Here is a 24,373-nt window from a genome sequence, read left to right on the forward strand (position 1 = left end):
GGAGGGGTCGGCGAGGGGCCCGTATGCGGGCGTTTTACGGTGCGGGCGGGCCGCGGGGCGGCCCCGGGCGGCCCCCCGTGTGGCCCCCGGGGCGGCCTCGGGTGAGCCGCGGCGCGAAATCACCATCCGTCGATTTTCGGCCAAAGTCCGTACTGCACAGTGGAGTTGACGCGTTCGGGCGTCGCGTCAACCGGTGCCGTGGCCGGCCGACGGCCGGTCTGCGCGACGGTCCGGGAAGCGGGCTTCGCCTCCCGGACCGGACCGTCACCCGCGGGGAATGAGGTGACGGTGTCCCCCAGCCCACTGGATCCAGTGCAGCGGGCCAACCCACGCAGGACCCATGAAAGCGCTCCCGTCACAGAGCGGCCAGCGCGCACGGACGGGCGCACGGGCACACGTACCCGGAGCACATGCCAATTCCCGCACCCCTGTTTGAACACGAATCTCGCCATCCGGGAGACCGACTCTTAACGGTCGGGATCCGGCGAACTACTCTGGGTGGACGCATGCCCCGGGGTACCGGGGAGGCTGTCGCTGTGTCGAGGGGTGCGCATGTCCAGGGATATACGCGGGCCGAACGAGAAGCTCGGCACCGTACTCGCCCTCGCGGGTATCAGCAATGCCGGACTGGCGCGCCGGGTCAACGACCTCGGGGCGCAGCGCGGACTGACGCTTCGCTATGACAAGACGTCGGTGGCGCGGTGGGTGTCCAAGGGCATGGTGCCGCAGGGCGCCGCGCCCCATCTGATCGCGTCCGCGATCGGCAGCAAGCTCGGCCGGCCGGTGCCGCTGCACGAGATCGGGCTGGCGGACGCGGACCCGGCGCCCGAGGTAGGCCTGGCATTTCCCCGCGATGTGGGCGCGGCGGTGCGGTCCGCGACCGAGCTCTACCGACTTGATCTGGCCGGACGGCGGGCCGGCGGTGGCGGCATCTGGCAGAGCCTGGCCGGATCGTTCGCCGTCAGCGCGTATGCGACGCCGGCCTCGCGCTGGCTGATATCTCCCGCCGACAGCTCGGTGGCCAGAGAGGCGGCCGAGGCGCGCGACAAGGATGCCGCGGCCGCCGGAGACGCCGGGATCCCGCAGCATGTCGGGCACAGCGACGTCTCCAAGCTGCGCGAGGCGGCCGAGGACGCGCGCCGCTGGGACTCCAAGTACGGCGGTGGGGACTGGCGCTCGTCGATGGTGCCGGAGTGCCTGCGGGTGGACGCGGCGCCATTACTTCTCGCCTCGTACAGCGACGAGGTCGGCCGGGCGCTGTTCGGCGCGACCTCCGAACTCACCCGGCTCGCAGGGTGGATGGCCTTCGACACGGGCCAGCAGGAGGCCGCGCAGCGCTACTACATCCAGGCGCTGCGGCTCGCCCGCGCCGCCGCCGACGTCCCCCTGGGCGGCTACGTCCTGGCCTCGATGTCCCTCCAGGCGACCTACCGCGGCTTCGCCGACGAGGGCGTCGATCTCGCCCAGGCCGCCCTGGAGCGCAACCGCGGCCTGGCCACCGCGCGCACCATGAGCTTCTTCCGCCTGGTGGAGGCGCGGGCGCAGGCCAAGGCCGGCGAGGCGCGCGCCTGCGAGGTCGCGCTGAAGGCCTCCGAGGGCTGGCTGGAACGCTCCCGCAGCGGCGACCCGGACCCGTCCTGGCTGGACTTCTACTCCTACGAGAGGTTCGCCGCCGACGCCGCCGAGTGCTACCGCGATCTTCGGCTGCCACGCCAGGTCCGTCGCTTCACGGAGCAGGCGCTCTCCCGTCCCACGGAGGAATTCGTCCGCTCGCACGGGCTGCGCCTGGTGGTCTCCGCGGTCGCCGAACTGGAGTCGGGCAACCTCGACGCGGCGTGTGCCGCGGGCACCCGCGCGGTCGAGGTGGCCGGCCGGATCTCCTCGGCCCGCACCACCGAGTACGTCCGCGATCTGCTGCACCGCCTGGAGCCGTACGGCGACGAGCCGCGGGTGGTGGAGCTGCGCGAGCGGGCGCGGCCGCTGCTGGCGGCGCCCGCGTAGGGGTGGCGGCGGGTGGGGCGGGGCCTTCGGGGCGGGAGCGTCGCGGCCGGGCCCGCGCGGCACGGACCGGGCGGTGCGCCGCGTCTCGTCCCCGCCGCATTGTCAGTGGCGGCCGTCATGATGGAGTACGTCGACGGCAATGACGCGCGGGTCCCCGGCCAGGGGCGGACCTGCGGTGATCCGGTTGGGGAGGTGCAGTGGCGGCGTACGACTGCGATGTGCTGGTGATCGGTGCCGGCATCATCGGGCTCTCTACGGCCTATGCGATCACGCGTGCCGCGCCGCGCACGCGCGTCGTGGTGCTGGAGAAGGAGCCGGGGCCCGCCCGCCATCAGACCGGCCGCAACAGCGGCGTGATCCACAGCGGCATCTACTACCCGCCCGGCTCCCTCAAGGCCCGCTACGCCCTCCAGGGCTCGGCGGAGATGGTCAAATTCTGCGCCGAGTACGACATCCCGCACGAAGTCACCGGCAAGCTGATCGTCGCCACCGACCGCAGCGAGCTGCCGCGGCTGCACGGCCTGATCCAGCGCGGCCGCGAACACGGCCTGCCGGTGCGTGAGCTGGGCCCCGCTCAGATAGCGGAGTACGAACCCGAGGTGCAGGGCCTGGCCGCCATCCATGTCGGCACGACCGGCGTCTGCGACTTCGGCGCGGTCGCCCGCCAGTACGCCGCGCTCGCCACGGACGCCGGCGCCCGGATCGTGTACGGCGCCGAGGTGACGACGATCGGCCGCCGCTCCGGCCGGGTCGCGGTCCGTACGGCCTCCGGGACGGTCCACCGCGCCCGCGCCCTGGTCAACTGCGCCGGCCTGCACTGCGACCGGATCGCCCGGCTGGCCGGCGACGCCCCCGGCATGCGGATCGTCCCGTTCCGCGGCGAGTACTTCTCCCTCGCCCCGGCGCGCGCCGATCTGGTCCGCGGCCTGGTCTACCCCGTCCCCGACCCGGCCTTCCCCTTCCTCGGCGTCCATCTCACCCGCGGCATCGACGGCGGCGTCCACATCGGCCCGAACGCCGTCCCCGCCCTCGCCCGCGAGGGCTACGACTGGCGCACCATCCGCCCCGCCGACCTCGCCGGCACCCTCGCCTACCCCGGCTCCTGGCGGATAGCCCGCCGCCACTGGCGCTACGGCGCCGGCGAACTCCACCGCTCCCTCTCCCGTCATGCCTTCACCGAAGCGGTCCGCCGCCTCCTCCCGGCCGTCCAGGAGGAGGACCTCCTCCCCTCCCCGGCCGGCGTCCGCGCCCAGGCCGTCCTCCCCGACGGCACCCTCGTCGACGACTTCCTCTTCGCGGAATCGCCGGGCATGGTCCACGTCCTCAACGCCCCGTCGCCCGCCGCCACGGCCTCGCTGCCCATCGGACGGGAAGTGGCGCGGAGGGTGCTGGGAGCGGTGCAGGGCTGAGCGGCGCGGGGGCCGAGGGGCGTGGGGCGCCGCGGCCGGATCCTGCCGCTCCTCACCATCCGTAGAATCAACACACTGTGTCCGAGAATCCCGCCACCCCCGCAACCGACGTCCCCCAGGCCGCCGACGCCCCCGAGGCCGACGGCCCGGAGAGCGGCGCGCAGGCCCCCGCCATGGCCGCGAGCCCCGCGCCGCAGGACGCCACCCGCCTCGGTGCCACCGCCGCCTCGGCTGCCGTGCCGCGCCGCGGCGAGCCGATGTTCCCCGACGGGACCGGCCCCGCCGCCGACCCCGCGGGCTCGCATCATGAGCGCCGGATCCGCTCCTTCCAACCCCGCCGCAGCCGCGTCTCGCCCTCACAGGCCGACGCGCTGCGCCGCCTGTGGCCCAAGTGGGGCCGGGACATCGACGGGCTCTCCCGTATCGATCTGGAGGCATTCTTCGACGGCCGGCCGGTCGTCCTGGAGATCGGTTTCGGCATGGGCGAGGCCACGGCCCAGATGGCCGCCGCCGACCCGGACACCGGCATCCTCGGCTGTGACGTGCACACTCCCGGCCAGGGCAATCTGCTCGGTCTCGCGGAGCGGAACGGCCTGTCCAACATCCGGGTCGCGAACGGCGACGCGATCATCCTCCTGCGCGAGATGCTCGCCCCCGCCTCCCTCGCCGGCCTGCGCGTCTTCTTCCCCGACCCCTGGCCGAAAAAGCGCCACCACAAGCGCCGCCTGATCCAGCCGGAATTCGTCGCGCTGGCATCCACCCGGCTCGCCCCCGGTGCCCTGGTGCACTGCGCCACCGACTGGGAGCCGTACGCCGAGCAGATGCTCGAGGTCCTCTCCGCCGATCCGACGCTCGAGAACCTCCACCCCGGGTACGCGCCCCGGCCCGACTTCCGCCCCCTCACCAAGTTCGAGGGACAGGGGCTGGACAAGGGGCATGTCGTCCACGACCTGATGTTCCGACGGCGCCCGTAGGCGCCGGAAGGCGCTCGCCCAGGAGCCGGAAAGGCCCCCGTCACCGTCGCCGGCCGGGCCCGTAAGGTCGATGGGTGTACCCGTCCCAGCCGCCCCCGCAGCCGCCCCTCCCGGCGTACGCGCCCCACCCTCACCCCCACGAACCTCAGCCGGACACCCACACCTCCCAGCTGCCCCCGCGCTCCCGGCGCCCCGCCCCCTGGCACAGCAAGACCGTCCGCGCGATCACGCTGGTCTCGCTGCTCGCGCTCTCCGGCGTGATCATCCTGGCCATCGTCCGCCACCAGACCGGCACCGAGGGCTTCCTGGTCGGCCTCGGTCTCGCCGTCTTCCCCGTTCCGCCCCTCATAGCGGCGTTCTGCTGGCTGGACCACATAGAGCCCGAGCCGTGGCGCAACCTCGCGTTCGCCTTCGCCTGGGGAGCGTGCGCGGCCACGCTGGTCGCGATCCTCGCCAACGGCTTCGCCACCGACTGGCTGGCCACCAATGTCATCGGGGCGTCGGCGTCCGACGCGCGGGCCTGGGGTGCGACGGTCATCGCGCCGGTCGTGGAGGAATCCGTCAAGGCGGCCGCCGTCCTGCTCCTCTACCGCTTCCGCCGGCACGACTTCGACGGCATCACGGACGGCCTCGTCATCGCCGGCCTCAGCGCCACCGGCTTCGCCTTCACCGAGAACATCCTCTATCTCGGCAACGCCTTCGGCGAGGACCAGTCCATGGGCCACTCCGGCCTGCACTCCCTCACCGCCGGCACCTTCTTCATCCGCATCGTCGTCTCCCCCTTCGCCCACCCCCTCTTCACCATGCTCACCGGCCTGGCCTTCGGCATAGCCGCCACCCGCCACCACCGCCGCCGCATCACCCGCGCCGTGATCGCCCTGCTCGGCCTGCTCACCGCCGTCCTCCTCCACGCCATCTGGAACGGCGCGACCTCCCTGGGCGACCTGGGCTTCCTCACCGTCTACGGCCTCTTCATGGTCCCCGTCTTCACCGCCCTCACCTGGCTGGCGATCTGGTCCCGCCACCAGGAACTCCTCTCCCTCCGCCACTACCTCGCCCCCTACACCGCCACCGGCTGGCTCGCCCCCGCCGAACCCACCGCCCTCTCCTCCCTCAAAACCCGCAGCCTGGCCCGCACCCTGGCCCGCCGCACCCAAGGCCCCACCGCCGCCCGCGCGGTAGCCGAATACACCACCCTCACCACGGCCCTCTCCTTCCACCGGCGGCGGGCACACCTGACCGGCCCGAGGGACGACTTCAGCACCCGCGAGCAGGAGCTGCTGCTGCAGATTTGGCAGTACCAGCCTTGGGTGCAGGGGGCGTTGGCTCAGGCGTTGCTGCGTACGCATCGGGCTCACTGGCCAGCCACGCTGCCCTCTGCGGCACACGCCCCCACCGCGCCGGGTCGCACGGCCCGCTGACCCGCGCCGGCATCGATCTGCCCTGCCCCATCCGACACAATGGCAACCTTCTCAACGGTGCCGCGTCTCCGGGAACACGAGGATGCGAGGGCTGTCGCAGCCGTGTCTGGCGAGCAGCCGACCTGGTGCACAACCTGCCTTGGGGGCGGCCGGCGTTCATGGATGCCCCAGGTTCGGGCTAGGACGTGCGTTCCGCCCATCGACTCCGATGCTGGCGTATGCACTCCACCCGTATCTCATGCTCCTTAACCCGAGTCAGTGCGCGCTTGAATTTCTGCGTCAAGCCATCAATCACATCAAAACCATCGGTGAGTTGGAGTGCACCACGGTCGAACAGCGCGTGGCAGTTGGGGCAGAGGCACAGCACATTCTCTATCGTGTCCGGCCCGTTGTGGGGTTTACCCAATGCCTGTATATGTGCGGCCTCGCTAATTGCCTTGCCATCTGGCGAAACCGCCAACCGCGTATCACATACTTGGCAGGTGTCGTCGTACATCTCTTTGACACGCCGCACCACCGCAGAGTCACGCAAGAGTCGCTCGTATGCAACGATACGGCGGAATTGTTCTTCCAGGCTGGTTTGCGTGTCGCCATCCGGAGATACGGATTGCGGCTTCACCGTTTCGTCCAGCCCAATCTTGACCAGCCGGAACTGGCAGATGCGGAACCTTTCCTTACCGACGGTGGTCCAGCTGTCGGCCACCCGGAACAAACCGCAGTACTGATAGCCACCCGTAGCCTTCTGCCGTTTGATATCCAAGCCTCGAATGACGCGGACCGGATTACCGAGGGCTTGATTCAGCAACAACCCGGCATTTCCGGGCGTATCCATGGTCTGGTCGGCCACCATGCGCTGCGTCTTCTGGTCGCGTCCACCCTCGCCGGTATAGACGATCTCGGTGTCGCCGTAGATGTCATCGACATAGCCACCGGAGAGCACGATGGAGTCGACGCCTTCCCGCGCAGTACCGGAGATTCCCCGTCCGGTTTGCCGATGTACGCCATGCGCATGCAGCTCCGCATGACTCTTGAAGTGCTGCCCCACTGCGACCCCCGCAGGGGAACCGAACGTCACAGGATTTCGAGATGTCGCCTTCGCCATACGGGGATTCTGCCCACTGCTTGATCAGCATGTCACTCGAACCGGATTACCCGAGCGTAGGCTCAGGGAAGTTGTCTGTGATGTGGAGGTTTCTGTAATGGCTAGCGTGCCGAGCAGTGTCGTGGCGGCGAGTGGGCTCGTAGGCGGCTACGCCGTGGCCCGCTGGACGAAGAAGCGGCCGCTGGGTGGTGTGGTGCTGGCCGCGGCAGGGGCCGTGGCGGGTCGGGAGTGGGTGCGGAAGGCCGGTGGGCCCACGGCGGCGGCCCTGGGCGCGACCTACGTGGCCGCATTCGCCGGCTCCCACCCGCTCGCCAAGAAGGTCGGGGCCTGGCCCGCGGTGTTTGCGGTGGCGGGTGGGGTTGCCGTGGCGTCGTGGGCGGTGGTGGATCGGCGGGGGTAGTAAGCCGAGACGTATACGGGGGGGGGCGGCGGGGCCAAGGCGTCGCCGCCCCACCGGCCCCGCCGCCCGCCCCCCTACACGCGTCGAGGCCGAGAAGGTCAGGCCGTCACGCCGACGCCTCGTTCAGGAGGGCCAGTTCAGCTCCCGTGAGGGTCAGCTCGCCGACCGCCAGTAGCGCCGGAAGCTGGGCCACCGTGCGGGCGCTGGCGATCGGGGCGGCGACCGTGGGTCGGGCGGCGAGCCAGGCGAGGGCGACGGTGGCGAGTTCGGCGTCGTGGGCGGCGGCGACGGTGTCGAGGGCCGCCAGGACGCGCAGGCCGCGGTCGGTGGAGAGGTGCCGGGCGGCGCCTTCGGAGCGGGCGCTCTCCACGGTGGTGCCGGGGCGGTACTTGCCGGTCAGGAAGCCGGAGGCGAGGGCGTAGTACGGGACGGCGGCGACGCCGTGGCGGGCGGCCACGTCGGCGAGTTCGCCCTCGTAGGTGTCGCGGGAGACCAGGTTGTAGTGGGGCTGGAGGGCCACGTAACGGGCGAGGCCCTCACGGGCGGAGAAGGCCAGGGACTCCTCCAGGCGCTTTGCCGAGATGTTGGAGGCGGCGATCTCGCGGACCTTGCCGGCCTGGACGAGGTCGTTGAGGGCGGTGAGGAATTCCCCGACCTCTTGGGACTCGTCGTCGTAGTGGGTGTAGTAGAGGTCTATGTAGTCGGTGCGCAGGCGCGTGAGGGATGCGTCGACCGCGGTCTTGATCGTGGCGGCGCTCAGGCCCTTGAGCTCCGGGTGGGCGCCCACCTTGGTGGCGATCACGACATCGGCGCGATTGCCGCGGGAGGCCAGCCAGTTGCCGATGACGGTCTCCGACTCGCCGCCCTTGTTGCCGGGCACCCAGGCCGAGTAGACGTCGGCGGTGTCGATGAAGTTGCCCCCGCCGGCCACGTACGCGTCGAGTACGGCGAAGGACTCGGCCTCGTCCGCCGTCCAGCCGAAGACATTGCCGCCGAGGGAGAGGGGCGAGACGGAGAGCGAGCCGAGGGTTTTGCGTGTCGCAGTCATGCGTTGTTGCAGCGTTGCGGAGAGGCGCGTTATTCCCGGAACCCGCTCCCACATTTCCCCGGGCCCGCTCCCGCATTCCCCGGAACCCGCTCCCGCTCCCCCGGGCCCGCTCCCGCATTCCCGGGGGAGCGGGAGCGGGAGCGGGCCCCGTCGCGTCAGACGCTCAGTCCGTGCTCCCGCAGCCACGGCATCGGGTCTATCGGGTCGCCGGCTCCCGGGCGGACCTCCAGGTGGAGGTGGGGGCCGGTGACATTGCCGGTGGCGCCGACGCGGGCGATGACGTCGCCGGTGCTGACCTTGCCGGAGGTCTTCACCATGGAGGACAGGTGGCAGAACCAGAGTTCGGTGCCGTCGTCGAGGGTGAGGACGAGGCGGTAGCCGTACGAGCCGGCCCAGCCCGCCTGCGTGATGGTGCCGGAGTGCACTGCCCTGACGGGAGTGCCGGTCGGGGCGGCGAAGTCCTGTCCGGTGTGGTCCGCGGCCCAGCGGTCGCCGGCCTGGCCGAAGCTGGCGGTCAGGGTGTACGAGGCCACCGGGGTGATGAAGCTCCTGGCCAGCTGGGCGAGGCGCTCGGCCTCGGCCTTCTTGCGGGCCGCCTCCGCCGCCCGGCGCTCGGCCTCGCGCTCCGCCGCCTGCTTGGCGGCCGCGGCCTTCTCGGCGGCCGCCTGATGCGCGGTGGCGTCCTTCCCGGCCCGGTCGACGGCGGCCGTCTCGACGGCGGCGCGCTGCTCCTGCTCGGCGGCGCCCTGCTGCGCGTCGGCCTGCTGGAGGATGCGGTTCCGCAGCGTCTCGCCGGCGTTGGCGCCCTGGGCCGCCTCGTGCTGGGTGAGGCCCGCCTGGGAGAGGGGGCCGTGGGGGGACGCGGAGCCGGTGTCCGTACCGGACCGCGGCGCCCCGGAGTCGGATATGAGGCCGCCTATGACGGGGACGTCCGGCATCTTCTCGGCGATGTCGTGGGCCATACCGCCGATGTCGGGCATCGAGATCGGGACCGGCGGGCGGTCCTCGGCCGAGGCCATGCCGCCCGCGCCGACCGCCGCGATGACGCCGACGCCCAGGACCGTACCGCTGCGCGCGAGCGCGCCGCCGCGCTGCTTGGCCACCCGGTGCTTGCCGCGGACGGACCGGACGGACTCCTCGGTGGGGTTCCACTCCTCCCACGGCCCGTCGCCGTCGCGCGCGTCGTCACGCTCGCGGTCGTACTCGCCGCCCTGATAGACGACTCCGGATCCGTCGAAGGGGTATCCGTCGTCGGACGGACCCCGGTCATCGAGGTAGGCGGCGGACGGAGCCTCTGGGGCAGGCCTGTTGGACGCCACGGGGGCGCACTCCTTTCCTTCCTTCACGCCTACCGGGTTAGCTGACGGGTTCGGAGCAGGAAGGTCTCCTACGGGCGCCTCTGGTGGGAGGCGTCCGATTCACCCCAAGGTGGTGGTTCCCCGGTTCCCTCGGTGCACTTCATGCATGCCGCGCGGATGGTGCGGATGACGCAGACGGAACGGGCGGCGCAGGGGTGCGGGTCGCGTGGAGCGAGCGGTCATGTGGATCGGTACCGGTCGGCGCTGTTCAGTGCCCACTGGCGCCCGTCCGTGCACATGCGCTCAATCCGTACGGGTACTCCTGCGTGCCGTGATGACGTGTGCGACGTGCATGGCGTGCGCTTGCGGGATTCGGCGTAGGCGCGCGGTGCCGCCTCTTGCGACGGCTGGGACGACCGCGCTCCGTTATCGGACAGTAATAGAGATCGTGACTATTTTCCAAGCCTTCCGGGGAATCCGTATGCGCTCCGCAGGCGCTCTGGCGTGGACTTTTCCGCCCATCGCGGGCATAAATCGGGCGAGTTGACCGGAGCCCTCTAAACGATCTTCCGGTGATTGTGCGTCAGTTGTTATGCGGAGGGGTGCCCGGTCCTTACGGAGCGTGAGAGCAGTAACGTCGGATCATGGTCGTCAACGTGGTCAACGTCGTGAACAGCGCGCAGACAGTGGCGGATCGGTACCGGGAGTTCTCCTGGCGACAGGCGCGGGGACGGTCCGACGCCCATGCGGAGTTGACCGCGCGGATCAGCCACGACGCGGAGTTCTGCGATCTGTTGTCGGGATCGCTGCCGGCCGGGAGCAAACAGCAACCCACCCTCCTCCTGGCCGCCGTCCGCTATCTCGACGGGCCGCACGCCGAGCAGGGCCCGCGCAACGAGACGGCGTACGGACGCTGGCGGGAGTGGACCATCCGGCACTGGGACGAGGTCCGTGCCGTGATCATGCGCCGCACCGACCGGACCGGGGAGCCTGCGCACTGCGCCACGCTGCTGCCGCTGCTCGCCCGTCTGCCGCAGCCGCTGGCGCTGCTGGAGGTCGGGGCGACGGCGGGCCTGCGCCTGCAGCCCGACCGGTACCGCTACCGGTACGAGGAGGACGGCGCGGGCTCCGGCACGGAATTCGGGGCGCCCGGGAGCCCGGTGACCTTCGTGTGCCGGACGACCGGCGCCGGCCCCGCCCCCGCCGCACCGGAAGCCCTCACCCGCCTCCCCGACATCGTCTGGCGCGCCGGCATCGACCCCGACCCGCTCGACCCGCTCACCGCACGCGACGACCTCCGCTGGCTCCAGGCCCTGCGCTGGCCCGAGGACGGGAACCACACCCCCCACCTCTCCCACAGCCACAACCGCGCCGACCGGCTCGCGGCCGCCGTCGAAGCCGTACGCCCCGCGCCCCGCCCCCGGATCGTGCACGGCGATCCGCTCGACGAGCTGCCCGCGCTGGCCGCCGAGGCCCCGTCCGAGGCGACGCTGGTCATCTTCCACACGGCCGCCCTGGCCTTCCTCCCGCCCGCCCGCCGCGAGGAGTTCGCCGCGCTCGTACGGTCGGTGCTCGCCGAGCGGACCGGCCCCGGCCACTGGATCTCCCACGAGCACCACACCGTCCTGCCCTGGATCACCGCCCCGGGCCAACGGGCCCCGCGCCCCGAGGACGACCGCCTGCTGACCCTCGCGCTGGACGAGCGCCCGGTCGCCCTCACCGGCCCGGACGGCGAGAGCCTGCACCGGCTCGACGGGTGGCCCGCCGCCGGTTGAACTACTCCCCCAGCGGCCGCTGCACCGCCAGCAGCGCCATATCGTCCGCCTGCGGCCCACCCGTGTGCCGGGCGACGTCCTGGGCCAGAACGTCCAGGAGGGCGTCCGGTCCGGGGAAGTGACGGCCGCGCAGCCGGTCCGGCGCGTCGTAGAAGCGGCCGGTCCGGTCCCTGGCCTCGGTCACCCCGTCCGTGAACAGCAGCAACAGCGAACCGGCCGGGAAGAACGTCTCGTCCACCCGGTCCGGCCACCCCGCCACGTCACTCATCCCCAGCGGCAGCGCGGGCGAAGCGGGGTTCAGCTCGCACAGCCCGCCGTCGGGGGCGAGCAGCAGCGGGGCCGGATGGCCGCGGTTGAGGACGCGCAGAACGGAGTGCGCGCCGGACGGGATCTCCGCCAGGACGGCCGTGGTGAACCCCTCGACCTGGTCCAGCCCCGCCCGCCGCCCGCCCTCCCGTTGCAGCGCCCGCTCCAGGCGGCCCGCCACCGCCTCCAGGGTGGCCTCCTGTTCGGCCGCCTCCCGGAACGCGCCGATGACGATCACCGCGGCCTCCACCGCCTCCAGCCCCTTGCCGCGGACATCGCCGACGATCAGCCGTACGCCGTGCGGGGTCTCCTGCACCGCGTAGAGATCGCCGCCGATCCGGGCGTCGGCCTGCGCGGCCATATAGCGCGCGGCGACCGCGAGCCCGCCGACCCGTTCGGGCGGGGCGGGCAGCAGGGCGCGCTGGGCGGCCTCGGCGACGTCGCGGACGGAGGCGAGCCGGGCGTCGCCGCGCCGGACGACCCGGTTGATACCGAGCGCCAGGAAGGCGACGACCAGGACGGTCAGGGCCTCGGTGACCGACTCGGTGCTGTCCTTCGTGCTGTGGTACATCACGACCACGTACTCGCTCGCGACCGCGGCGATGACCGTGACGGCCGTGGCGCCCAGGGAGAAGAGGGGCGCCGCGATCAGGGGCGCCGCGGCGAAGAACGGCGCGGCGGTGTACTGGGGCGGCGTGCTCAGGTCGAAGGCGAAGCCGCCGACGATCAGGACGGCGGGGAGCCAGCGGGCCACGCGACGGCCGAACGGTGACAGCCCGGCGCGGCGCGCCGCCCGCTCCTGTTCGGCCGAACGGTTCCCACAGCCTCGAAGCATCCGCACCGGCCTCTTCCCACTGCCAAGGCTGTCGACTCCCAAGGCTTTCGGGTACCGGGCCGGTCGGCGAATTGTCCTGGGCCGTACGGGTCACGCGAGTGCGGGCACCGGAGCGGCGGGTCCGGCCCACGGCCGCGCCGGGCCGCCGGCGCCGCTGCGCGAAAGGCCCCGGCCGCTCTCGCGTACCGGGGCCTTTCCACTGGTCACAGCCCCACAGGACGTCAGAACCAGCACTCAACCGGTGGGCCATCAGGGGCTCGAACCCTGAACCAATGGATTAAAAGTCCACTGCTCTGCCAATTGAGCTAATGGCCCGCACCGAGCAGCATAGCCCGAGGACGCACCGCAGCCCGAAGCCATTACCCAATGGCTCTCCCGCCGGGGCGCCCGGACGCCTCGACGGGTGCCGGAAAACCAGCGGCGCCGCGGGCCGCCCACCGCACAACGCACAGGGCCCGTACGGCACTTGCGTGTCGTACGGGCCCTGTCCGGATCAGTGGATCAGCCGATCAGCGATCAGCCGTTGCGCTTCCAGCGCGGCTTGTCCTCGCGGCGGCCGAAGGAGCCGGTCGCGGTGCCGGAGCCACGGTGGTCGTCGCGGCGGCCGTAGGGGCGGTCGCCGCCACCGGAGCGGTAGCCGCCACCGGCGGGACGGCCACCGGAGCGGTCGTCACGGTTGAACGGGCGGTCGCCGCCACCGGAACGGTAGCCACCGGTGGGACGGCCACCGGAACGGTCGTCACGGTTGAACGGGCGGCTCGGGCGGTCGCCGCGGTCGCGGTTGAAGCCGCCACCGGAGCGGTCGTCACGACGGTCGAAGGAACGGCCACCGGAGCGGTCATCCCGACGGTCGTCCCGACGGTCGCGGTTGAAGCCACCACCGGAACGGTCGTCACGACGGTCGAAGGAACGGCCACCGGAACGGTCGTCACGACGCTCGAAGGAACGCCCACCGGAACGGTCATCGCGACGGTCGCGGTTGAAGCCGCCACCGGAACGGTCGTCACGGCGGTCGAAGGAACGGCCACCGGAGCGGTCATCCCGACGGTCGTCCCGACGGTCGCGGTTGAAGCCACCACCGGAACGGTCGTCACGGCGATCGAAGGAACGGCCGGCCGGACGGTCGTCGCGGCGCTCCCGGCGCTCGAAGTTCCCCCGGTCGTCCCGGCGTTCGTACGAGCGGCGCTGCGCGTCGTCCGACGTCGCCTGGGCCGGCACGGTGACCTCGGCGGCGGCCTCGGCCTCGGCGGCCTCGGCGACGGCAGCGAGCGCCTCGGCCGGGTCCTCGCCCCGCTCGCGGGCGGCACGGGCGGTCAGCCGGTCGGCCTCCTCGCGCAGCTCGGTGGCGCGGCGCTGCAGCCGCTCCAGCTCGCGGGTGAGCTCGGCCACCTCGCGCTCGGCCTGCTTGGCGGAGTTGTTGGCGCCGTCGGCCTGGACCTCGGTGAGCGAGCGCGCGCCGGTGATCCGGGCGACGTCCTCGTCGAAGGCGCCGGAGCCGCCGACGATGTGGCGCGAGGCGTCCACGCCCGCGTCCTCCATCAGGCGGAAGATCTGCCGGCGCTGGTGCGGCAGCGACAGGGAGACGACGGTGCCGGACTGACCGGCGCGGGCGGTACGGCCCGAGCGGTGCAGGTAGTCCTTGTGGTCGCCGGCCGGGTCGACGTTCAGGACCAGGTCGATGCCGTCGACGTGGATACCGCGGGCGGCGACGTCGGTGGCGACCAGCGCGTTGACGTAGCCGTCCTTGAAGTCCGCGAGGACGCGGGTGCGCGCGCCCTGGGTCATGCCGCCGTGCAGCGCATCGGCCTTCACACCCGCGTCGACGAGCTGCTCGGCGATGCGGTCGGCGCCCAGCTGGGTGCGGACGAAGATGATGGTGCGGCCCTTGCGGGCGGCGATGGCGGCGGTGACCGGCGCCTTGTCCTTCGGCTTCACGACGAGGACGTGGTGGGTCATGGTGGTGACATTGCCCTGGGCGCTGTCGACCTCGTGGCTGACCGGGTTGCTCAGGTAGCGCTTGACGAGCGTGCCGATCTCGTTCTCCATCGTGGCGGAGAAGAGCATCCGCTGGCCGCCGGCCGGCACCTGGTCGAGCAGCTCGGTGACCTCGGGCAGGAAGCCCAGGTCGGACATCTGGTCGGCCTCGTCGAGGACGGCGACCTGGACGGCGTCGAGCGAGCAGGCGCCGCGGTTGATGATGTCGCGCAGCCGGCCGGGGGTGGCGACGAGGATGTCGACGCCGCGCTCCAGCGCGTAGATCTGGTTGCCCATGGACGTACCGCCGCAGACGACCTTCATCTTCAGCCCGAGGACGTCGCCGTAGGGCTGGAGGGCGTCCGCGACCTGCATCGCGAGCTCACGGGTCGGGGTGAGGATGACGGCGCGCGGCTTCTTCTTCTCGGTGTGGCCGCCGGCCAGCTGGGCCAGGGTCGGCAGACCGAAGGAGAGCGTCTTGCCGGAGCCGGTGCGGCCGCGGCCGAGGATGTCCTTGCCGGCCAGGGCGTCCGGGATGGTCGCGGCCTGGATCGGGAAGGGGGTGGTGACGCCGTTCTGCGCGAGCTTGCGGACGACGCCCTCGGGCAGTCCGAGGTCGGCGAAGGTGACGGTCGGCTCAGCGGCCTCGGCGGCCTCAGCGACCTCGGTGGCCTCAGCGGCCTCGACGGTGTCCGTCGCCTCGGCCGACTCGATCACCTCGGGAGCCGTCTGCTCGTCGTCTGCGGGCATGACGGACTGCTCAGTGGAAATTGACATGCGAAATGCGAAACCTTCCGGAGTCTCGGCACGCGCCCAAACTCCGTGTGTTTCACACGACCGCCTCTATGCGGTCAGCCACGGCAAGGGAGAGAACGCGCCACGCGGCGCGCTTCTGTTCTGGCGCCGGGCAAATGGGATCAAACGATCTACCACCATACGCACCCTGACCCCCGGAAGGCAAATGGCCCCCCGGACGACCGGGCCCCACCACCCTACGCGCCCCCGCGCTCACGCCCTACGCATCCGGCCATTGACCCGGCCCCACCTGCGAAAACATCGAGCCGGGAGCGGATTCCGGAACCGAGGCGGAGGGCGACAGACCGGAGGCCTGCGAGCTGGGCGGCGGCGGACTGCTCGGCGGCTGGGTGGGCTGCGCAGTGGGCGTGGTGGGGGTCGACGAGGCCGGCGGGGAGGACGGCCGGCCGGGGCTCGACGGCGTCGGGTCCGCGGAGCCGCCGGGCGGCCGGCCGTGCCCGCCGTGGCCGCTCCCGTCGCTGGGCACCGGGCCGGAAGGCTCCGCCGGCTGCGGCGACGCGCTGCGGCCGGGCGTCGTGGGCGTCGCGCCCACCGAGGGAGCCTCCTCGCCCGCACCGTCGTCCGCGGGCCGCCGCTCCCCGTCGCCGCGCACCGTACGGCGCGGCCCAACGCCACCCCCGTCCGGCGCCAGCCCGCCGGGGCGCGCCTGGGCGTCCTTGCCGTCACCGTGCTGCTGCGCGGCGCTGCCCGACGGCTTCGGCGGCTCCGCATCGCTGACGCTCATGCAGCCGGCCAGCGACGCGGCCAGCGCCGAGACGGTCAGCGCGGCCGCGGCGACACGGGCCAGCGGACGCCCGGCCGACGACGGGGACGCATCGTCCGAGGGGGTGCCGTCCGACGGGACGCGGGCCGAGGGAGGACGAACTGCAGGGATACGAGACGAATGACCTGACGCGATCGGGCGCACGGGTGGGACCTCCGGATCCGGAGCGCAGGGGCGGCGGTACGGACTCCCTGCCCAACTCCCGCCCGCCACCGGAGGACACGCGCGCCGGGCGCCCGATCCGGTCAGCCGTAGCCCAGCGCGTGCAGCCGCTCGTCGTCGATCCCGAAGTGGTGGGCGATCTCGTGAACGACCGTCACTTCCGTCTCCGCGACCGCGTCCTCGCGCGTCTCGCACATCCGCAGGGTCGGCCCCCGGTAGATGGTGATCCGGTCCGGCAGCACGCCCGCGTACCACTCCCCGCGGTCGGTCAGCGGCGTCCCCTCGTACAGCCCGAGCAGGTCGGGGGCGTCGGCCGGGGGCTCGTCCTCGACGAAGACCGCCACGTTGTCCATCAGCCGGGTCAGCTCTGGCGGGATCCGGTCCAGCGCCTCGGCGACCAGTTCCTCGAACTCCTCGCGCGTCATTTCCAGCACGCCACCATTCTCCCCCGTACCTCCGCCCCCGTACGCCCCATGGACACACTCCCGGCGCGGCCCGCCCCTGCCTCACGGAGCCGTCCGCTCCCCGCTTAATGACCGCCACTTGGGGGCATACGGGACCAATGGACCGCTCGGCGCGCTCCCGGACACCGACCGCTGACACCCTCACCAAAGCCGTAAGGACCCGTTTCCCAAGGGCGCGGAAGGCTCCCCCACCGCCCCTGATGGCCGACGTCGACCGGCCGCCGCCGCGGCCCTGCGCCCGCGCCCTCGGCCTGCTGACCGTCACCGTTCTGGGCGCCTGGCTGGGACTCCTCACCCTCGGCACCGCCCATGTCCCGGTCGGCCCGATGGACACGAGCATGACGCTGCGGCCCTCCCTGACCGGCGGCACCCGGATCGATGTGGCACCCCTGGGCGACCTGGAGCTGAACAGCCACTACGCGCCGCTTCGGCTCGATGTCGACGTCGACCGGCTGGATCCGGTCCGCTCCCAGGCACTGGTCGACCGCCCCGAGCGGTTCGCCGGCCTCCAGGCCCAGGTCACCCACGACATCACCCGCGGCGCCATCGGGCTGGCCTTCCGCTCCTGCGCCGCGGTGGCCTGCGGCGCCGCCGCGCTGAGCCTGGCCGTCCACCGCCGCCCGCGCCGCGCCCTGGCCGCCGGCGGCCTCGGCCTCACCCTGCTCGCCGCCTCCGCGGGCGCCGCGTACGCCACCTGGAACCCCCAGTCCGTCCTGGAGCCGAAGTTCTCCGGACTGCTCTCCTCGGCACCGTCCGTGGTCGGCAACGCCCGCAGCATCGTCAGCGAATTCAACGTCTATCAGGAGGAGTTGGCACGCCTGGTCACCAACGTGACCAAGCTGTACGACGCCGCCTCGACGCTGCCCGCCTACCGGCCCGACCCCAGCACCCTCCGCGTCCTGCACGTCTCCGACATCCACCTCAACCCCGCAAGCTGGCGGATCATCGCCTCCCTGGTCGAGCAGTACCGCATCAACGTGATCATCGATACGGGCGACACCATGGACCACGGCTCGGCCGCCGAGAACCACTTCCTGGACCCGGTCTCCACCCTCGGCGCCCCGTACGTCTGGGTGCGCGGCAACCACGACTCGCGCACCACGCAGAAGTACCTGACCGGCCGCAGGCACGTCATCGTCCTCGACAACGGCAAGGTCACCCAGGTGGCCGGGGTGCGCATCGCCGGCGTCGGAGACCCGCAGTTCACACCGGACCGCTCCGTGGTGGCGGCCGGCGACCCCGCGGAGCGCACGGCCGGCGGCCGGCTCGCCGACTCGCTGCGCACCCAGCGCCTGGCCGGTACGCCCGTCGACATCGCGCTGGCCCACAACCCCGCCGCCGCCACCGAGGCCGACGGCCTCGCCCCGCTGGCCCTGGCCGGGCATCTCCACCACCGCGAGAACACCACGCTCCCCCAGGGCACCCGGCTGATGGTCGAGGGCTCGACGGGCGGCGGCGGGCTGCGCGCCGTGCAGAACAAGAAGCCCGCTCCGGTCCAGGCGTCGGTGCTCTATCTGGACCGTACGACCAAACGGCTGCAGGCCTGGGACGAGATCACCCTCGGCGGGCTGGGCCTGTCCCGCGCCGAGGTCAGCCGCCACCTCCCCCGCGAGAACCAGCCGGGCGCCACCCCGCCCCCGGGCCCCTCTTCCGGTCCCTCCGCGCACGCGACCAGGAGCCCTTCCCACAGTCCCGGTAACCGCCGCCGGTAAACCGTTTTGGCGAACCGTCCTCCCATCCCATATGCTTCTCACGTCCCCGACGGCGCCGGTAACGACGCCAAGGTGGCCACCAGCCCTCATCGTCTAGTGGCCCAGGACGCCGCCCTTTCAAGGCGGTAGCACGGGTTCGAATCCCGTTGGGGGCACGCATCACCGTGTGCGAGACTGGCTCAGGCCGCTTTCGCACAATGCAAGGTCCTGTGGAGCAGTTTGGAGTGCTCGCCACCCTGTCAAGGTGGAGGCCGCGGGTTCAAATCCCGTCAGGACCGCTGCGGCTGGGTAGCTCAGTTGGTACGAGCGATCGCCTGAAAAGCGATAGGTCGCCGGTTCGACCCCGGCCCCAGCCACACCCATTGGGAGAAGGCCCCGGTTCTTTGAGCCGGGGCCTTCTTCGTTCGCCCCTACAGGGCGCGCTCGCTCTTCGGCTCCCAGAAGATCAGCCGGGCGCCACCGCTGATGGCCCCCATCGCCCCGAGTCCCAGCGCCCAGCGCAGCAGCCGCACATCGCCCTCCCAGTCGTGCGGCGTACCGAAGACCAGCCAGGCGGCGAGAGCGATACCGGCGGCCATGGCGGCGACTCCGGCCGTGCGTCGTAATCCCTTGTCCATGCGGGCATTGTGAGTGGCCCGTCCGAGTGAGCGCCCCTTAATTCGCGCGGGCGACGACATCAGGCGTCCGCCGCACGCTCCGGTGCCCCGGTCTCCCGCCCACCCGGATGGCGGCGCCACCACACCCGGAACACCGCGCCGGCGACCACCGCCCGGCCGGGCGGCAGCCGGCGACCGATGTGGCCGGGGGCGACGCCGTGACCGCCGCCCATCTCTCGCCGCTGGTCAGCGGCCGTCCGTGCGCACCGTGCGGCGCGGGGCACCACGCCGATCGGACACGGAAAGCACGCTAAAGGGTGATTCCCGGACAGACCGGCGCGGATCACCCGACCGCGCACGGTCCGGGCGCGGTCGCCCGCAAATCGTTCGCCACGCGATTCGGCGAGGTGAGATCCTGGGGGACGTATGTCCAGTCAGCCTGCCTCCGCCCTGCCCGACGGCACCGCTCCCACCTCGCCCGGCGGCACCCCTCCCACCCTGCCAGCCCTGCTGGAGCGTCTCCCCGAGCTGATGCTGCGCGACCAGCAGCGGCTGGGGCGCCGGCTCGACGGCGCCCGCCGGATCCGCAAGCCCGAGGCCCGCGCGGCCGTGCTCGCCGAGATCTCCGACGGCATCGACGAGGCGGAGCTGCGGGTCGCCCAGCGGCGCGCCGCCGTGCCGGCGATCTCGTATCCGGAAGAGCTGCCGGTCAGCCAGAAGAAGGACGACATCCTCGCCGCGATCCGCGACCACCAGGTCGTGATCGTCGCCGGTGAGACCGGCTCCGGCAAGACCACGCAGATCCCCAAGATCTGTATGGAGCTGGGCCGGGGCGTGCGGGGCCTGATCGGGCACACCCAGCCCCGCCGGATCGCGGCCCGCACGGTCGCCGAGCGGGTCGCCGAGGAGCTGCGCACGCCGCTGGGCGAGGCGGTCGGCTGGAAGGTCCGGTTCACGGATCAGGTCGGCGGCGACACGCTCGTCAAGCTGATGACGGACGGCATTCTGCTCGCCGAGATCCAGACGGACCGCGAGCTGCGCCAGTACGACACGATCATCATCGACGAGGCGCACGAGCGCAGCCTCAATATCGACTTCATCCTGGGGTATCTGGCCCAGCTGCTGCCCAAGCGGCCGGATCTCAAGGTGGTCATCACCTCCGCGACCATCGATCCGGAGCGGTTCTCGCGGCACTTCGGGGATGCGCCGATCGTCGAGGTCTCGGGCCGTACGTATCCCGTGGAGGTGCGCTACCGGCCGCTCCTGGAGGAAGGCGGCCACGACAGTGACCGCGACCAGATCACCGCGATCTGCGATGCGGTGGACGAGCTGCAGGCCGAGGGGCCGGGCGACATCCTGGTCTTCCTCTCCGGCGAGCGGGAGATCCGCGACACCGCGGACGCGCTCATAAAGAAGAACCTCCGGTCGACGGAGGTACTGCCGCTCTATGCCCGGCTGTCGCACGCCGAGCAGCACCGCGTCTTCCAGCGGCACACCGGCCGGCGGATCGTGCTGGCCACGAACGTCGCGGAGACCTCGCTGACCGTCCCGGGCATCCGGTACGTCATCGACCCGGGCATGGCCCGCATCTCCCGCTACAGCTTCCGCACCAAGGTGCAGCGACTGCCCATCGAGCCCGTCTCGCAGGCCAGCGCCAATCAGCGCAAGGGCCGCTGCGGCCGCACCAGCGACGGCATCTGCATCCGGCTGTACTCCGAGGACGATTTCCTCGCCCGGCCGGAATTCACCGACGCGGAGATCCTCCGGACGAATCTGGCCTCCGTCATTCTGCAGATGACCGCGGCCGACCTCGGCGATATCGAGAAGTTCCCGTTCATCGATCCGCCGGACCGCCGCAACATCAAGGACGGCGTCGACCTGCTGGGCGAGCTGGGCGCGCTCGACGCCCGGCAGAAGGACCCGAAGAAGCGCCTCACCCCCATCGGGCGCAAGCTCTCCCAGCTCCCGGTGGACCCGCGGCTGGCGCGGATGGTGCTGGAGGCGGACCGCAACGGCTGTGTCCGCGAGGTCATGGTCATCGCGGCGGCGCTGTCCATCCAGGATCCGCGCGAGCGGCCCTCGGACAAACAGCAGCAGGCCGATCAGCAGCACGCCCGGTTCAAGGACGAGACGTCCGATTTCCTGGCGTTCCTCAATCTCTGGCGTTATGTCCGCGAGCAGCAGAAGATGCTTTCTTCGTCCGCTTTCCGCCGGATGTGCCGGTCGGAGTTCCTGAACTATCTGCGGATACGCGAGTGGCAGGACATCTACTCGCAGCTGCGTACGGTCGCCAAGTCCATGGGCATTCACCTCAGCGAGGAGGATGCCGCACCCGACCACATTCACACCGCGCTGCTTTCCGGTTTGCTTTCGCATATCGGATTGAAGGACACGGACGCGAAGAACGAATACCTGGGTGCCCGCAACGCCAAGTTCGCGGTGTTCCCCGGCTCCGCGCTCTTCAAGAAGCCCCCGCGCTGGGTGATGTCCGCGGAGCTGGTCGAGACGTCCCGGCTGTGGGCGCGGGTGAACGCCAAGATCGAGCCCGAATGGGTCGAGCCGCTCGCCCAGCACCTGGTCAAGCGCACATACAGCGAGCCGCACTGGGAACAGAAGATGGCCGCGGTGATGGCGTACGAGCGGGTCACGCTCTACGGCGTCCCGCTCGTCGCGCAGCGCAAGGTCACCTACGGCCGGATCGACCCGGAGACCTCGCGCGATCTGTTCATCCGTAATGCCCTGGTGGAGGGCGATTGGCGTACTCACCACCAGTTCTTCCATGACAACCGCAAACTGCTCGGCGAGGTCGAGGAGTTGGAGCACCGCGCCCGGCGCCGCGACATTCTCGTGGACGACGAGACGCTCTTCGACTTCTACGACCAGCGCATTCCGGCGGACATCGTCTCCGGTGCGCACTTCGACTCCTGGTGGAAGAAGCAGCAGCGCGAAGAGCCGGAGCTGCTGAACTTCGAGCACTCGATGCTCATCAATGAGTCCGCCGAGGCCGTCACCAAGGACGACTATCCGGATTCCTGGCGGCAGGGAAATCTGAAGTTCAAGGTCACGTATCAGTTCGAGCCGGGCGCGGACGCGGACGGTGTGACCGTCCACATCCCCCTCCAGGTCCTCAACCAGGTCTCCTCCGAGGGCTTCGACTGGCAGATCCCGGGCCTGCGCGAGCAGCTGGTGACGGAGCTGATCCGGTCGCTGCCCAAGCCGATCCGCCGCAACTACGTGCCGGCACCGAACTTCGCGGCCCGCTTCCTGGACTCCACGGTGCCCCTGCAGGGCGCCCTCACCACCTCTCTGGCCGCCGGGCTGCAGCGGATGGTGGGCGTCCCCGTCGAGGCCGCCGACTTCGACACCGCCAGGATTCCCGACCACTTGAAGATCACCTTCCGGGTGGTCGACGAGCGGCGCCGCAAGCTCGCCGAGGCCAAGGACCTGGAGGCGTTGCGGCTGCAGCTCAAGCCGAAGACCCGGGCCGCCATCTCCAAGGCCTTCGAGCAGGCCGCCGAACGGCCCGCCAAGGACCGCAAGGGCGCCAAGGGTGACGGGGCGGCGGCGCTGGCCGGTCTGGAGCAGCGCACGGGGCTCACGTCCTGGACGATCGGCGCGCTGCCGCGCACCTTCGAGACCCGGCGCGCGGGCCAGCCGCTCAAGGCGTACCCGGCGCTGGTGGACGAGGGCAGCAGTGTCGCCGTACGGCTCTTCGACACCGAGGCCGAGCAGCTGCAGGCGATGTGGGCGGGCACCCGCCGCCTCATCCTGCTCAACGTCCCCTCCAACCCCGCCAAGTTCGCCCAGGGCAAGCTGAGCAACCAGCAGAAGCTCGCGCTCTCCCGTAATCCGCACGGCTCCATCGGGGCGCTCTTCGAGGACTGTGTGACCGCCGCCGCCGACCGGCTGATCGCGGCGCGGGGCGGCCCGGCGTGGGACGAGGAGTCCTTCCGGAAGCTGTTCGACGCGGTGCGCGCGGACCTGGTGGACGCCACCCTGAAGACCGTCCAGCAGGTCCAGGAGGTGCTGGCCGCCTGGCAGGCGTGCGAGCGCCGGCTGAAGGACACGACGTTCCCCTCGCTGCTGCCGTCGCTGACGGACATCAAGGAGCAGCTGGCGGCGCTGATCAGGCCGGGCTTCGTGACGGCACACGGCGCCAAGCGGCTGCCGGATCTGATGCGCTATCTGGTGGCCGTCGACCGCCGTCTGCAGCAGCTGCCGACCAACGCCGAGCGGGACCGCACCCGGATGGCGAAGGTGAAGGAGATGCAGGACGAATACGCCTGGCTGCTGGAGCAGTTCCCCAAGGGGCGGCCGGTGCCGGCCGCGGCCCGGGAGATCCGCTGGATGATCGAGGAGCTGCGGGTGAGCTACTTCGCGCATGCGCTGGGGACCGCGTATCCGGTCTCGGACAAGCGCATCGTGAAGGCCGTGGACGCCGCCGTGCCCCGCTGAGGGGCAGTCACCGGTATCGAGTTCGACCGCACCCCCTGACCTGCTGTACAGTCTTGCTCGCAGCCCGCCGCAAGCGGAAAGCACACGCAAGGTCCTGTGGAGCAGTTTGGAGTGCTCGCCACCCTGTCAAGGTGGAGGCCGCGGGTTCAAATCCCGTCAGGACCGCTTTTTTACGGCCCGCATCGTTCACTCGGTGCGGGCCGTTCTGCTGTCCGCTGCGCCGCCCGTACGGGCCGCGTCCGCGGCAAAGCCACGACCGGGCGGGCCGGATCCCGTCAAGACCGCCTTTCCTGCGGCGCGCAATCCTCCGAGCGTGCGAGCGCTTTTGCCGCCCCTGGCGGCCTCCCGTCCCGCCGGGCCGTCTTGACGGCGGCACGGGCCCCCGGTACTCACAGAGAAAGCGTGGGTGGGGCCGGGGAGGTGCGTGCGGATGACGACTGCGGCAAGGCACGAGACCAGGGCGCTGTTGCGTGCCCATCTCTCGGCGGCCACGAGGTACCGCCATCTGACGAGGCACTGCCCCGTCTGCCATCGCCTGCTGCGGCTCGTCATGGAGCCGCGCAAGGCCCGCCCGGCAGCCGTCGCGCCCGTGGAGCCGGCCGCCTCGTCACCGGCCGCCTGCGGGCGACCTGCGGCGGAGGATCACAGTCCGCCGGGACGGTGATCCACGGCGCCCGCCCACCGCGCTTGCGACGGAAGGCCGTTGGGGCGGCGGGCGGGAAGTTCACTACCGCAGCCGCCGCGGCCCTTCAAGGATCGGGGCATGTGACGGGTGTCACCGAACAAGTTTCACGAGATGTGGAACTTACCCCCGCCCTACAACAGGTCAATTTAATATGTGCAATTGCACCACCCCTCGACG

18 protein-coding genes, 5 tRNA genes and 1 riboswitch are annotated in these 24,373 nt (G+C 71.4%); of the genes, 13 read left to right on the top strand and 10 right to left on the bottom strand.

Going from position 1 to position 24,373, the window contains the following annotated elements:
* Positions 1 to 552: 552 nt before the first annotated feature.
* The 4 genes from AC5677_RS18040 to AC5677_RS18055 all read left to right on the top strand — a co-directional run bounded on the left by AC5677_RS18040 (position 553) and on the right by AC5677_RS18055 (position 5,805).
* Positions 553 to 2,001, top strand: coding sequence for an NsdA family TPR-like regulatory protein (locus tag AC5677_RS18040; RefSeq protein ID WP_006604728.1), 1,449 nt, complete (start codon positions 553 to 555; stop codon positions 1,999 to 2,001).
* A 197-nt stretch (positions 2,002 to 2,198) separates the two neighbouring features.
* A complete protein-coding gene (lhgO, locus tag AC5677_RS18045; RefSeq protein WP_497196039.1) occupies positions 2,199 to 3,410 on the top strand; it encodes an L-2-hydroxyglutarate oxidase in 1,212 nt (403 codons plus the stop codon).
* A 77-nt stretch (positions 3,411 to 3,487) separates the two neighbouring features.
* A complete protein-coding gene (gene trmB / locus AC5677_RS18050; RefSeq protein ID WP_497196040.1) occupies positions 3,488 to 4,384 on the top strand; it encodes a tRNA (guanosine(46)-N7)-methyltransferase TrmB in 897 nt (298 codons plus the stop codon).
* Positions 4,385 to 4,458: 74 nt separating this feature from the next.
* Positions 4,459 to 5,805 (top strand): PrsW family intramembrane metalloprotease, encoded by a 1,347-nt coding sequence (locus AC5677_RS18055; protein WP_497196041.1) that lies wholly within the window; start codon positions 4,459 to 4,461, stop codon positions 5,803 to 5,805.
* Positions 5,806 to 5,983: 178 nt separating this feature from the next.
* On the opposite strand, the gene AC5677_RS18060 is transcribed toward AC5677_RS18055, so the two are convergent.
* The gene (locus AC5677_RS18060) at positions 5,984 to 6,907 is read right to left on the bottom strand and encodes a YDG/SRA domain-containing protein (RefSeq protein WP_497196042.1); all 924 of its coding nucleotides are present in this window, start codon (positions 6,905 to 6,907) and stop codon (positions 5,984 to 5,986) included.
* 97 nt (positions 6,908 to 7,004) lie between these two features.
* Between AC5677_RS18060 and AC5677_RS18065 the strand changes: the two genes are divergently transcribed.
* Positions 7,005 to 7,307 (top strand): hypothetical protein, encoded by a 303-nt coding sequence (locus AC5677_RS18065; RefSeq protein WP_497196043.1) that lies wholly within the window; start codon positions 7,005 to 7,007, stop codon positions 7,305 to 7,307.
* A 106-nt stretch (positions 7,308 to 7,413) separates the two neighbouring features.
* Here the strand turns inward: AC5677_RS18065 and AC5677_RS18070 are convergent, their stop codons facing one another.
* Positions 7,414 to 8,355 (bottom strand): aldo/keto reductase, encoded by a 942-nt coding sequence (locus AC5677_RS18070; protein WP_497196044.1) that lies wholly within the window; start codon positions 8,353 to 8,355, stop codon positions 7,414 to 7,416.
* Between the two features lie 155 nt (positions 8,356 to 8,510).
* Positions 8,511 to 9,674 carry a M23 family metallopeptidase gene (locus AC5677_RS18075; RefSeq protein WP_497196045.1) on the bottom strand — a complete coding sequence of 388 codons (1,164 nt, stop codon included), beginning with the start codon at positions 9,672 to 9,674 and terminating at the stop codon, positions 8,511 to 8,513.
* A gap of 11 nt (positions 9,675 to 9,685) precedes the next feature.
* Positions 9,686 to 9,837: riboswitch (cyclic di-AMP (ydaO/yuaA leader) on the bottom strand.
* 460 nt (positions 9,838 to 10,297) lie between these two features.
* Here AC5677_RS18075 and AC5677_RS18080 point away from each other — a divergent pair.
* Entirely contained in the window at positions 10,298 to 11,428 is a 1,131-nt protein-coding gene (locus AC5677_RS18080; protein ID WP_497196046.1) for a DUF2332 family protein, read from the top strand.
* A 1-nt stretch (position 11,429) separates the two neighbouring features.
* On the opposite strand, the gene AC5677_RS18085 is transcribed toward AC5677_RS18080, so the two are convergent.
* From AC5677_RS18085 to AC5677_RS18105, 5 genes are all read right to left on the bottom strand, one after another.
* Complete coding sequence (locus tag AC5677_RS18085) at positions 11,430 to 12,569, bottom strand: PP2C family protein-serine/threonine phosphatase (protein ID WP_497196669.1); 1,140 nt, start codon at positions 12,567 to 12,569, stop codon at positions 11,430 to 11,432.
* A gap of 242 nt (positions 12,570 to 12,811) precedes the next feature.
* Positions 12,812 to 12,884: transfer RNA gene (locus AC5677_RS18090), tRNA-Lys, on the bottom strand.
* 201 nt (positions 12,885 to 13,085) lie between these two features.
* Positions 13,086 to 15,320: a DEAD/DEAH box helicase gene (locus AC5677_RS18095; RefSeq protein WP_497196047.1), complete on the bottom strand. Its 2,235-nt coding sequence runs from the start codon at positions 15,318 to 15,320 to the stop codon at positions 13,086 to 13,088.
* Between the two features lie 238 nt (positions 15,321 to 15,558).
* On the bottom strand, positions 15,559 to 16,266 hold the full coding sequence (locus tag AC5677_RS18100) for a hypothetical protein (protein ID WP_497196048.1): 708 nt from the start codon (positions 16,264 to 16,266) through the stop codon (positions 15,559 to 15,561).
* A gap of 101 nt (positions 16,267 to 16,367) precedes the next feature.
* Entirely contained in the window at positions 16,368 to 16,718 is a 351-nt protein-coding gene (locus AC5677_RS18105; protein ID WP_497196049.1) for a metallopeptidase family protein, read from the bottom strand.
* A gap of 230 nt (positions 16,719 to 16,948) precedes the next feature.
* Here AC5677_RS18105 and AC5677_RS18110 point away from each other — a divergent pair, with 230 nt between their 5' ends.
* The 4 genes from AC5677_RS18110 to AC5677_RS18125 all read left to right on the top strand — a co-directional run bounded on the left by AC5677_RS18110 (position 16,949) and on the right by AC5677_RS18125 (position 18,816).
* Entirely contained in the window at positions 16,949 to 18,460 is a 1,512-nt protein-coding gene (locus AC5677_RS18110; protein WP_497196050.1) for a metallophosphoesterase family protein, read from the top strand.
* An 82-nt stretch (positions 18,461 to 18,542) separates the two neighbouring features.
* Positions 18,543 to 18,615: transfer RNA gene (locus AC5677_RS18115), tRNA-Glu, on the top strand.
* A gap of 48 nt (positions 18,616 to 18,663) precedes the next feature.
* A tRNA-Asp gene (locus AC5677_RS18120) sits at positions 18,664 to 18,738 on the top strand.
* A gap of 4 nt (positions 18,739 to 18,742) precedes the next feature.
* Positions 18,743 to 18,816, top strand: a tRNA-Phe gene (locus AC5677_RS18125).
* Between the two features lie 54 nt (positions 18,817 to 18,870).
* On the opposite strand, the gene AC5677_RS18130 is transcribed toward AC5677_RS18125, so the two are convergent.
* Together AC5677_RS18130 and AC5677_RS18135 are read right to left on the bottom strand one after the other, a co-directional pair.
* Positions 18,871 to 19,077 (bottom strand): hypothetical protein, encoded by a 207-nt coding sequence (locus tag AC5677_RS18130; protein ID WP_497196051.1) that lies wholly within the window; start codon positions 19,075 to 19,077, stop codon positions 18,871 to 18,873.
* A 59-nt stretch (positions 19,078 to 19,136) separates the two neighbouring features.
* Positions 19,137 to 19,289 (bottom strand): hypothetical protein, encoded by a 153-nt coding sequence (locus AC5677_RS18135; protein WP_497196052.1) that lies wholly within the window; start codon positions 19,287 to 19,289, stop codon positions 19,137 to 19,139.
* Between the two features lie 193 nt (positions 19,290 to 19,482).
* On the opposite strand from AC5677_RS18135, the gene hrpA reads away from it, so the two are divergent.
* From hrpA to AC5677_RS18150, 3 genes are all read left to right on the top strand, one after another.
* On the top strand, positions 19,483 to 23,511 hold the full coding sequence (gene hrpA, locus AC5677_RS18140; protein WP_497196053.1) for an ATP-dependent RNA helicase HrpA: 4,029 nt from the start codon (positions 19,483 to 19,485) through the stop codon (positions 23,509 to 23,511).
* A 90-nt stretch (positions 23,512 to 23,601) separates the two neighbouring features.
* A tRNA-Asp gene (locus AC5677_RS18145) sits at positions 23,602 to 23,676 on the top strand.
* Positions 23,677 to 23,941: 265 nt separating this feature from the next.
* Positions 23,942 to 24,175 carry a DUF6274 family protein gene (locus tag AC5677_RS18150; protein ID WP_497196054.1) on the top strand — a complete coding sequence of 78 codons (234 nt, stop codon included), beginning with the start codon at positions 23,942 to 23,944 and terminating at the stop codon, positions 24,173 to 24,175.
* Positions 24,176 to 24,373: the final 198 nt, after the last annotated feature.

The organism is Streptomyces sp. JLSY215 (assembly GCF_059682825.1).